The organism is Bacteroides sp. 2_2_4, from assembly GCF_000157055.1.
In the GTDB taxonomy this organism is placed as follows: Bacteria; Bacteroidota; Bacteroidia; order Bacteroidales; family Bacteroidaceae; genus Bacteroides; species Bacteroides ovatus.
Map to the genome: position 1 here is coordinate 371,540 of NZ_EQ973360.1, position 11,481 is coordinate 383,020.

Annotated in this window: 9 protein-coding genes; 5 read left to right on the plus strand and 4 right to left on the minus strand. The window is 40.3% G+C overall.

Features of this window, described 5'->3' with window-relative positions; translation table 11 throughout:
* The first annotated feature begins 223 nt into the window (after window positions 1-223).
* Window positions 224-1,579, plus strand: a complete 1,356-nt coding sequence (locus BSCG_RS13300) for an O-antigen ligase family protein (RefSeq protein ID WP_225483861.1) — start codon at window positions 224-226, stop codon at window positions 1,577-1,579.
* Window positions 1,580-1,749: 170 nt separating this feature from the next.
* Here the strand turns inward: BSCG_RS13300 and BSCG_RS13295 are convergent, their stop codons facing one another.
* Together BSCG_RS13295 and BSCG_RS13290 are read right to left on the minus strand one after the other, a co-directional pair.
* The gene (locus BSCG_RS13295) at window positions 1,750-3,093 is read right to left on the minus strand and encodes an energy transducer TonB (RefSeq protein WP_004310334.1); all 1,344 of its coding nucleotides are present in this window, start codon (window positions 3,091-3,093) and stop codon (window positions 1,750-1,752) included.
* Window positions 3,094-3,232: 139 nt separating this feature from the next.
* Window positions 3,233-4,516 carry a DUF2851 family protein gene (locus BSCG_RS13290; RefSeq protein ID WP_004310333.1) on the minus strand — a complete coding sequence of 428 codons (1,284 nt, stop codon included), beginning with the start codon at window positions 4,514-4,516 and terminating at the stop codon, window positions 3,233-3,235.
* Window positions 4,517-4,599: 83 nt separating this feature from the next.
* Here BSCG_RS13290 and dapB point away from each other — a divergent pair, with 83 nt between their 5' ends.
* The 4 genes from dapB (at window position 4,600) to BSCG_RS13270 (ending at window position 8,586) form a co-directional block, all read left to right on the plus strand.
* Window positions 4,600-5,364, plus strand: a complete 765-nt coding sequence (gene dapB, locus BSCG_RS13285; RefSeq protein ID WP_004313836.1) for a 4-hydroxy-tetrahydrodipicolinate reductase — start codon at window positions 4,600-4,602, stop codon at window positions 5,362-5,364.
* A gap of 35 nt (window positions 5,365-5,399) precedes the next feature.
* On the plus strand, window positions 5,400-6,884 hold the full coding sequence (gene lepB, locus BSCG_RS13280; RefSeq protein ID WP_004307501.1) for a signal peptidase I: 1,485 nt from the start codon (window positions 5,400-5,402) through the stop codon (window positions 6,882-6,884).
* A gap of 42 nt (window positions 6,885-6,926) precedes the next feature.
* A complete protein-coding gene (gene lepB, locus BSCG_RS13275; protein ID WP_004313835.1) occupies window positions 6,927-7,868 on the plus strand; it encodes a signal peptidase I in 942 nt (313 codons plus the stop codon).
* A gap of 82 nt (window positions 7,869-7,950) precedes the next feature.
* Entirely contained in the window at window positions 7,951-8,586 is a 636-nt protein-coding gene (locus BSCG_RS13270) for a WbqC family protein (RefSeq protein ID WP_004310330.1), read from the plus strand.
* Window positions 8,587-8,640: 54 nt separating this feature from the next.
* Here the strand turns inward: BSCG_RS13270 and BSCG_RS13265 are convergent, their stop codons facing one another.
* Together BSCG_RS13265 and BSCG_RS13260 are read right to left on the minus strand one after the other, a co-directional pair.
* Window positions 8,641-10,350 (minus strand): DUF5597 domain-containing protein, encoded by a 1,710-nt coding sequence (locus tag BSCG_RS13265; RefSeq protein ID WP_004324264.1) that lies wholly within the window; start codon window positions 10,348-10,350, stop codon window positions 8,641-8,643.
* Between the two features lie 195 nt (window positions 10,351-10,545).
* On the minus strand, window positions 10,546-11,034 hold the full coding sequence (locus tag BSCG_RS13260) for a hypothetical protein (RefSeq protein WP_004313832.1): 489 nt from the start codon (window positions 11,032-11,034) through the stop codon (window positions 10,546-10,548).
* Between the last annotated feature and the right edge of the window lie 447 nt (window positions 11,035-11,481).

Below are 11,481 nucleotides of genomic sequence, written 5' to 3' on the forward strand. Positions count from 1 at the left end.
TATTGAAAACATCAGAATACAAGATATATTACTTATATCAATTTGCATATTACTGTTCTTAAATAGAGCTGTACCTATTGACTACTCATCAATTTGGCGAGTGACTGTATTATGCCTTATATATACGTGTATACGCATTATGCCAAAACGACAGTGCTATTGCCTATTATACATAGTCTGTATTTGGGGAATTACCGAAGTAATCATTTCAACACTTCAAAAAGTGAATTATTTAGAGAGCAATCATCATGATTTCGGAATCACAGGAACGTTTGGAAATCCAGGACCATTAGGCGGATTATTAGCAGTATGCTGGATAGTATCTATTTTTTTCATTTATGAAAACATACAAAACAAGCATCGTATATTAACATTATCATTTTGCATGATAGCCTGTTTTATTTTATATGGTTTACTATTATCTGGTTCACGCGCCGGGTGGACAGCTGCATTGGTAGGAAGCATGATATTCCTATGGCAATGGTTAAAAAGAAAACATACAATCAAAGTCAAACCAACTCTTTTGAAATCAGGTTTTCTGCTTATCATCACCGTTTTTATCATATCAATCTACTTTATAAGAAGAGATTCGGCAGATGGCCGATTGCTAATATGGTATAACACAATAAAGATGATAGAAGATTATCCTCTATTCGGTATTGGGACCGGAGGATGGCAAGCTAATTACATGCTTTACCAAGCTGAATATTTCTTACAAGCTACAAATTCTCCATACACATTATTAGCTGACAACATTTTTTATACATACAACGAATTTTTATATATAACAGCAGAACAGGGAATAGTTGGATTAGTTGTTGTTTCATGGTTGTTTTATGCATTATTTAGTTATAAAGAAAAGAATAATACTGACCATTGTCTGAAATCCGCCTTAACCACTTTCCTAGTCTTCTCTTTTTTTTCTTATCCTGGCCAGGTTTTTCCATTAGAAATATTATTCATCAGCATAATAGGAATGATGAAAAGCAAAACCATAAAAGTGTTTACAATATCTATTTTAGCAAAATACATCGTTAGAAGTATAGCCTCCATCTCTATTATATGTATATCAATCTGGTCCTATCATATTTACCATAAAACTTTTACCACAATTATCAGGATAGTGGATAAAAATAAAATATCCGAAGAAGCCCATTCTCAACTATCCACATTATACCCATTATTTTGTTATAATCCACAGTTAATGTACATCTACTCAAAAAGTAGTTTGGAAGATTATCCTTTAAATACAAAACCACAAATATTACAAACAGCTGCCCGAATTGCTCCTAATAGTGAACTATATATCAAGATGGGAGATTTTTGGAAACAAAAAAGAGATTACGCTCAAGCTGAAGCATGCTATCAAACGGCTGCTGCCATGATTCCACATCATATCACTCCTTCGTACAAATTATTCCAGCTTTATATAGACAAAGGAAATATAAATGCAGCCATCGACATGGGAAATTATCTTTTAAAACAACCGATAAAGAAAAAAGGAACAAAAGCTTTACGAATGGAAGCTGAAATTTTAGAGTTTCTTCATAAAGAAAAGAATATAAAGAAAACACAATAAGTATCTACCACAGTACAAGTCAGCTATCACACATCTGCCATCTGTAACCCATTAGATTACTGAAGAAAGTCTATAAGCAGACTTTGGCTTCCTTGATAGAGACCGCAATATCTAATATTGGGAACTAAATTTTTTTCCTTGAAATTGTCTTTTTGCACAAATCTTTTCTTTTAATATCCCGCATACATTTTATAGAGTTTATCAAAATAATCTCTTGAAATATTACTATTCTTTCCGGCCATATTTTTGTAGTAATATAACATTCCTTGGTAATAAGCCTTATAGTCAAACAGTCCTTGATTATTAAATGGATAGTTCTGTATCGTTCCATCCCCCTGAATGAATCTATATGACGTACGCATCGGATTAGCTTGGAGGGCTATAAAATATTTACCGAAAATATCATAATAAGAATACTTACTGGATTGATTTTGTTTTCGCGGTTGCTTATTTACCCCAAATGAATAAATCGTTCGTACTGCGCTTTCTCCTTGCATCGCAGCGATCCATTTTGTTCGAGCGATAGCTTCTGTTACAATACTATCAGTTTCCGCGTCCGGACTGTTTGAAATTTCTATATGACTAGTCGTACCATCCTTTTCTATAACAAACGAGCCATTCAGAACCATTTTTTTATCAACTATAACATCACACATAATATTTTTCAAGAAATTACCCTCTTCATTGTATTTTGCCTTTATTTCTGGATTAAAAACGATCATATCCGGATCAGTTGGTTTGCTTCTTGTATTACAAAAAACATCATCACGATACACTATTAATGGCAAAAGCATTCCATCATTATCGGTTTTTATAATAATCTTATCACATATAGTAACATCAATTGGAGTTGTTCTATCAGCAATGGCCGGTTCCCATTTAGGAGATTTTTTTAATAAATCCTCTATCGCACATTTTACAATATCATTCTTACACTGTAATATAGATATATTATTTACCTTTCCTTTTTTAGTTATTGTATACTGAAAAAGTAATGTATCTGAATAACATTTCAGTGTTGATGGTATTTGAATATTGTTGTGTATCCATTGAACAAACTTGTCCCTGCTATTAAAAGGACTCGTAGGAATATTCGATAAACGCGGTGGAATATGCATAGTTACTTGTTGTATTTGTTCCCGTTTATCTTCAGGAATATATTGATGAAAATCAATTAGCATATATTTATATATATCTTTAGGTTGACTTCCATTATATCGACATCGAGGAGCTTTACTTATGACATCCATAATTTCTTTCTCAAAAGCAGGATTTAATGTATTCAGTATGCTTGTTATGAAAACTTTTCCATCCCAAGATGCACTAATACAAACTTGTTCAATGCCAGCTATTCCATATTTGTACGCTTCTTGAGGAAATTGAATATTACTTAAAATCCATGATGGCATCTCGTCAAGAGTCATTAAAGATTCTTTGGTACTTCCTGCATTTATCTGAGCAGAAGTATATACATTAAAAAATACAGCAATGAAAAGGCTAATAATTTTATTCATAATATTGTTCTTTCTATAAGATGTTTTGTTTATTGCACAATGTAAAGATAGTGATAAAATAAAAAAACGTATACATAGAAAAATACACTAACGTGGTAAAATTATACATATTTCATCGACCAAAGCCTTTTTTTCGAAGCTACTTTTTCCTCAAATATTCATAACCGAAGCGACAGTACAGACACTTTCGCTTATCACAGTACTCTTTTTGCAACTGTATCAATGCCTGACTATCCGCCGCACTGACAACCGGAAGCCCGGCATCGCTCCACGAGCGGATAATATGATTACTCTCCGCCTTCAATTCTTCCAGAAAACGTCCGGCACGTTCACACATTCGTTCATCTGCCTTATGCAGACCGTATGTATAAAGAAAAGGAACCACTGTATTAATGATAATCAAATCCTTGGAACGCTCTCCCATCGTCTTCTCCTTTTGTGAAGACGGTCGCCCGAATAAATAATGATTTTCCCAATAGGGAGACGTACGGGCATCCAGTAAGTTTCTCACATCCACCAGAGTTTCCGCTTCCAACAAACGTGAAAACAACTTATCCCCTTTCTGATAGAGATAAGCTAATTGCGCCAAGCGAATATGCGGAAAGTTTTCCGGACGAAGCCGTAGAAAACGCCATAACGTAGCGTCCATCCCCTGCCTGATTTCAAACTTCCGCTGCAAATAACGGAACTCCTTACAAAGACGGAGACTATACTCGTCTTCCTGTTCCTTTTTCAGAAACGTTTCTTCCAACAATCCCGCCAAACCATAGAAAAAAGCCTCTATCTGAAACAAATCATTCCGGTGCTTATCCATCGCACGAAACGGCAACAGTCCCGCCCACGTTTCAAAAGCATCTCCGTTCAAGCCAAAACCGAAATTACGGGCAAGGGTGATAAAGAATGCATCTTCCCAATTACTGTTACAATGTTTGAGACGCTGTGTGATTAATTGCGCTTTCTGCTCCAAACGTTCCGTTTGCAAAGCGGTCAGCCAAGAATGAATGGTAAGTTTGGGAAGAGAGGCAAGGATGGGATGGCAAGCCGGATACTGATCGGCTACACAAAGTTCGTGGTAATGTAATTGCACATTGTCCGGACAGGTAAGTAATAGTTGCGGTATCTGTTCACCGTTGGTACGGGTTATTTCCGTATCTGCTTCACTCACTACATGGAGAATCACAGAGTCGTATGCTTTGTCAGAATGATGTCCGTGGCGAAACCAGTCGGAAGAATGTGTATGTATTTCTATATTCCCTACCCATAAGGCACCATCAATCTTTAGTTTCGCGTTAAAAAAGTCGGGACCGGCGTTGGGATTTTGCAGACCGGAGTCAATCACTTCTACCGGTAAGCCGTTGGTGGTTTGCAGTACTTTCAGGGGAAATAATTTATGCTTCCACACGTAGTGGAGAAGATGTTCCATGTTAACAAGACGTTAATGTGCGCTGCAAATGTAATAAAAATCTTATCTTTGCGACTATTATTTTGAATATAAGTCAGAAAACAATGAAAATAGCACTGATCGGTTACGGAAAGATGGGCAAAGAGATAGAAAAGGTTGCCCGTAGTCGCGGACATGAAATCGTCTGCATCATTGACATCAATAATCAGGATGACTTCGAATCGGAAGCATTCAAATCGGCCGATGTGGCCATTGAGTTTACCAATCCGATGGTAGCTTACAGCAATTATATGAAAGCATTCAAAGCCGATGTGAAACTGGTATCGGGCAGTACCGGATGGATGGCCGAGCATGGCGAAGAAATCAAAAAGCTCTGCACTGAAGGAGGCAAAACACTGTTCTGGTCGTCCAACTTCAGTCTGGGAGTCAGCATTTTCTCTGCTGTCAACAAGTATCTGGCTAAAATCATGAATCAGTTCCCTGCTTATGATGTCACCATGAGCGAGACACATCATATCCACAAACTGGATGCTCCCAGCGGAACAGCCATTACATTGGCGGAAGGTATTCTGGAAAAGCTGGACCGTAAGGACAAATGGGTGAAAGGCACTTTCCTTGCACCGGACGGAACCATTAGCGGAACCAACGATTGCGCCCCTAATGAACTTCCTATCGCCTCTATCCGCGAAGGAGAAGTGTTCGGCCTTCATACCATTCGCTATGAATCTGATGTAGACAGCATAACTATCACGCATGATGCCAAAAGTCGTGGTGGATTTGTATTGGGAGCCGTACTGGCAGCCGAATATACTGCCACACACGAAGGTTTTTTGGGCATGAGTGATTTATTCCCATTCTTGAACGACTAAGATTTCAGAAGCTAGTTCTAAACAAATATAACATTATGAGACAAGCCACACGCGCACAATGGATCAAATGTGCCATTGCTATTCTACTTTACCTCGTCTTCCTCCTCTGGGTACGGAGTTGGTGGGGATTGATTGTTGTTCCTTTCATTTTCGATATTTATATCACAAAGAAAATACCTTGGTCTTTTTGGAAGAAGTCGAAGAATCCGGCTGTCCGCAGTGTGATGAGTTGGGTGGATGCCATCGTATTTGCGTTGGTTGCCGTCTACTTCGTCAATATCTACATCTTCCAGAATTACCAGATTCCTTCCTCTTCGCTGGAAAAATCATTGCTGGTAGGCGATTTCCTGTATGTAAGCAAGATGAGCTACGGTCCCCGCGTACCGAACACTCCCCTTTCTATGCCGTTGGCACAACATACGCTGCCTGTCTTCAATACTAAATCGTATATCGAGTGGCCACAATGGAAATACAAACGGGTACCGGGCTTCGGCAAAGTGAAGCTGAATGACATTGTGGTTTTCAACTTCCCGGCAGGAGATACGGTGGCAGTGAACTACCAACAGACAACGGACTTCTATACGCTGGCTTATGGTGAAGGACAACGCATCTACTCCAAACAGATTGAAATGGATAGCCTGACACGTTCACAGCAACGTGCAATCTATGACCTCTACTATGACGCCGGACGTAAACAGATTCTAAACAATCCGCGTACTTACGGTGAAGTACTGTGGCGTCCGGTAGACCGTCGCGAGAATTATGTGAAACGTTGTGTCGGCTTGCCCGGTGATACATTGCAAATTGTAGACGGACAGGTGATGATTGACGGTAAGGCGATTGAGAACCCCGAAAACCTGCAATTCAACTACTTCGTACAGACTACCGGCCCGTACATTCCGGAAGATATGCTCCGCGAATTAGGCATCAGCAAGGATGACACCATGCTGATAGAAGACTCTGGCTGGGAAGGCGGATTATTGGATATGGGACTGGACAACCGGAATGCGCAAGGCAAACTGAATCCGGTATATCATCTTCCATTGACTAAAAAGATGTATGACACTCTCCTTGGCAATAAAAAGCTAATCAGCAAAATAGTAATGGAACCGGAAGAATACGCCGGACAGATGTATCCGCTGAACCTTTATACCAAATGGAACCGCAACAATTACGGTCCGATCTGGATTCCTGCCAAAGGAGCTACCATTACCCTCACAGAAGACAACCTGCCTATCTATGAGCGTTGCATCGTAGCCTACGAAGGCAACAAGCTGGAAGTGAAACCGGACGGTATCTACATCAACGGTGAAAAGACCAATGAATATACCTTCAAAATGGATTATTACTGGATGATGGGTGACAACCGTCACAACTCTGCCGACTCCCGTTATTGGGGTTTTGTACCCGAAGATCACGTAGTGGGCAAGCCGATTGTCGTATGGCTGTCGCTTGACAAAGACCGTGGATGGTTTGACGGTAAGATTCGCTGGAACCGCCTCTTCAAGTGGGTAGACTGATAAGTGTACGGATAGAATAGAGTGATAAGGTGATAAATATTGATGAACATTCGTAAATTCAAATGGATACTAGCATTTGCCGGAGCAGTAGTCGTAGTGCTTCTGCTCCGGGGATTTGCTTTTACGTCCTGCCTTATCCCTTCCACCGGTATGGAAAACTCCATTTTCCAGGGTGAACGTATCTTAGTGAACAAATGGAGTTACGGATTGCGAGTTCCTTTCATGTCGCTCTTTTCTTATCATCGTTGGTGTGAAAGTCCTGTACGGCAACAAGATATTGTAGTGTTCAATAATCCGGCTGGAATCCGGGAACCTATCATCGACCGCCGGGAAATCTATATCAGCCGTTGCCTCGGAGTTCCGGGAGATACATTATTGGTCGATTCTCTTTTCTCCGTTATTTCTCCAGAGGCACAATTCAATCCGGATAAGAAAAGGCTTTATTCGTACCCCGCGTCAAAAGAAAATCTGATTACCTCACTCATGCATACTCTTTCCATCACCAACGACGGATTGATGGGAAGTAATGACAGTACTCATGTGCGTAGTTTCAGCCGTTACGAATATTATTTGTTGGAACAGGCAATGAATGGGAAAGAGAGTTTTGTCCAACCTTTGTCAAACAGGGAAGATGCCGAACCGAATCCGCTGATTGTTCCCGGAAAAGGGAAATTTATCCGGGTCTATCCCTGGAACATAACCTTACTGCGGAATACCCTCGTGATGCACGAAGGCAAACAGGCAGAAATAAAGAACGACACTCTCTACGTAGACGGCAAACCTACACAACACTGTTATTTCACTAAAGATTACTATTGGATGGGATCTAACAATACCGTCAACTTTTCCGACTCACGGCTCTTCGGGTTTGTCCCGCAAGACCATATCATCGGGAAAGCCTCCATCATTTGGTTCTCCAAAGAAAAAGAGACAGGCTTGTTTGACGGATACCGATGGAACCGTTTCTTCAGAACGGTGAAATAATCTTCCGGAACATAAAAGAAATAACTCCTTAATAATATCCTTAATTAATATCCTTATTATAGAGCCCCCTAAACGTATTAAAATGAAAGAAATGAAAATAGCTTATTTATCTTCAGCTTATCTCGCTCCCGTCGAATATTATACCAAACTTCTGGCTTATGACAAAGTGTTTGTAGAGCAACACGACCACTATATCAAACAAACCTATCGTAACCGGTGCACCATTGCCGGCCCATCCGGCGAATTAGCTCTTTCTATCCCAACCGTAAAACCCGACACATTGAAGTGTCCGATGAAAGATATCCGCATCTCCGACCACGGCAACTGGAGACATCTGCACTGGAACGCCATCGAATCAGCCTACAACAGTACTCCTTTCTTTGAATATTACAAGGACGACTTCCGTCCCTTCTACGAAAAGAAATACGAGTTTTTAATCGATTTCAACGAAGAACTATGCCGGATGGTCTGTGAATTGATAGATATTCACCCCACTATGGAGCGTACTAGCGAATATAAGATGGAGTTTGCTCCCGGAGAATTCGATTTTCGGGAAGTCATTCATCCCAAAAAGGATTTCCGAGAAGTGGATACAGAGTTTATTCCGCAACCTTACTATCAGGTTTTCGAGCCCAAACTGGGTTTTCTTCCTAATTTGAGTATCATAGACCTGTTGTTCAATATGGGACCGGAAAGTCTGTTGGTACTAGGCAAGTAATGACTCCACTCTTCTATACGTATGTAGCCAACAAAGGTGCACCATGTCGTCACATTATTTATACTCGTACAGTTTGACGTGTAAAATACTGAATTCTCCGACAGGAATACGTACATGCCTTCCCTGATGGTCCTGATCGCCATTCAGGCGCCGGATATATTTCAGTGAACCATCTTCGTTCACATTAACTTCATCTACAGAACCGATACCGGCTCTCATACCACCTTGCCAGCTATTTTCCGTTTTTGATGCCTTTCCGCCCACACTGGCAAAACCATCCTCGCCCAATGCCGGTGAACTTTTCATTTTATTTTCCCCCTGTTTCTTAAATTCAAGTACCAAGCCACTGCCGGCAACGATATACTCATCTGGAGCCAGACGCAGCAAAACACCTCCCCCTTCAGGCCATACAGTGCCATCCCGGGCACGTGGGTCCCATGGCAGAGTGAAGTAATGACGGCAGGTAATCTCCAAATCATCGTATGAAAGTATTCGTTCTTTATTCTCTTCATCAAACAAAAGACCGTTCATCACTCCTTTACCCTGATATTTTGTCAATAAAGGCATCAGTTCTTTCAATTTAATATAGCTCTGTACCAAAGGTGCATCTGCTCTATCCGAACCGCTTTCAATAGAGAAAGGACAAAAGCCAATCGCATCATGCTCACCAAACACATAGAAAGCACGTACTCCATCATTGTCTTCCAACCGAATTTCAGGTATAAAGAGAGGATTATTGTGCAGTTTATACTTTGCCACCCAATCAACGAAACCTTTATCATATAAATCCGGAGCCAGAAAATCAATGTTGGGTGCTGCATAATGCCATACATCTATCAAATGAGCCAATGGTCCTGCCGACGGATATTCTCCCGGTTTCCGCCCCCTACTGTTCATTGCTGCATTGACATACAACGGAATATTATAGATAGAACGTGCTAACTTTGCCATTCGTTCTACATACTGCGCATACGACCAGGCCATAAAAATTTCATCCGTATACACGTCTGCACCAAACACTTCCTGCCACGTACCTTTCTTCTTGAATCCCTGGCTCTCCCATTTTGCCAACATTTCGGGATGCAGAGATCTCTTGTTCTTTTGCAAATAGTCGATGAAAAGAGACGGAACTGGTGCATAAAACAGTTTATCCGCTTCTTTGGAATAATCGCGGGCATCTTCCAACATTCCGATTTCGTTTTCTATCTGAATCATGATAACCGTTCCCTCTTCCTTATCCACAGAAGCAATGTGTTTCATCCATTGGGAAAAAGCACGGCTATCCGCCTGAAACACATTCTCCGAAAAGGAACTGGCTATTTCGAGGGGCTTCCCTGCTTTCGTATAGGCACGCGGGTATTTCTTATAATCTTCCTTAAACCAGATCGGAGCATAGCAACTCATTGAGTTTTTCCACGCACCGAACCAAAGGAAAACCACCTTCAAATCATTCGCGCGAGCCTGTTGAATCACTTTATCCGTCAGAGTAAAATCAAATTTACCTTCCTGTGGTTCTGTTAAATCCCAATATGCAGGAACCAGTACCGTATTCAGCCCCATACGTTGCAATTTCGGGAATATACGTTCAATATCTTCAATAGAGGAAGCTGAAGAATTTCCCAATTCACCGCCAATCACCAAGAATGGCTTTCCATCTACCATAAGTTGTGTGGTACTTCCCTGTTTCTGCAAATACGGAAGTTTCTGATGTGCCTGAAGAGGCAAAATAAAAAGGAATAGAATCCCAAAAAGTGTGTTTCTCATAACAATCAGCTTTATCATATTATCTGAAAGCAAAGTTACAACAATATAAAAAAGGAGCACAACGTCTTGTGTTCCTTTTCTATCGGGCAGGTTACAGATGCTTTATGTTACGTTACATTTGCCTTTATCTATACATTATCTCCGATTCTTATACCCTCTATTTGCGTTTCCTAAGTAATTTTTAGAGAAAACTGTTTATATCGCTACTTCTTCACAGTTCTTCTCTTCATTAGATTCTGCCGCATCCAGCCGATTCAACAAATAGCGTACATTTTGAAGATGTATATCATTATTCCGATCCATTTTCTTAAACTGCCAACTGTTTTTAGTGGTATTCAGTATGCAATTCATTAACGTTCCCACGGCATCGGCACTTTGGAAACGATTGGTATTGGAGATTAGCGTATTCATCATGTGCGCCCCGAATCCTCTAATCACCTCTTTCACACTTATCGACTTATAATTACGGATGGCTTCAAAGGCTGCCACATTACTACAAAGCGTACTAGCTAAATCCTCCAGTCTCTTTCGATCTGTTCGTTCCACTAGATAGCTTTCAGGATTCATAAAACGATTGAGAGTCAGATAAAAAGACATCATTTCATCATCGGATGAAAAGATAACGTGCATGAGTTGCGTCGCGTCCCCCGGACGAGCCTGCTGGTTGCTTAAAACTTCTTCCATAAGAATTTTAATTAAATGGTGAATAAATTAAGTTCAATGGGGCGATACAGAAGGGTAGTTTTAAGAAATAAAAGAAGCGGTTCCGCCTGTCCCATTGCTCTTCACCATCCACAACAGGCAGTAGGTGCATTAACATCCTACATGGGGGTACGAAACCGCCATATAGAATGATAGGACAAGCATAAAAAAGCCTGCCACATTGATACAGCAGGTTCCCCTGCTGTGGATTTTGATAAAGAGCATTGCAAAGATAGAATATAAAATCAGAAAAGAGAAAAGAAAATCAATATAAATTGAAGTTTACAGCGATCAGCAAAAGACAAAATCTTCTAAAGCTACTTGTAACTATAAAATTCATTTAGGAGGTTCACCGGTTTCACCTTTAGTTGAATGAGTATAAATCAGATGTTTATGGTGAAAGAGGTACATAAAATAATAAAGAATCAT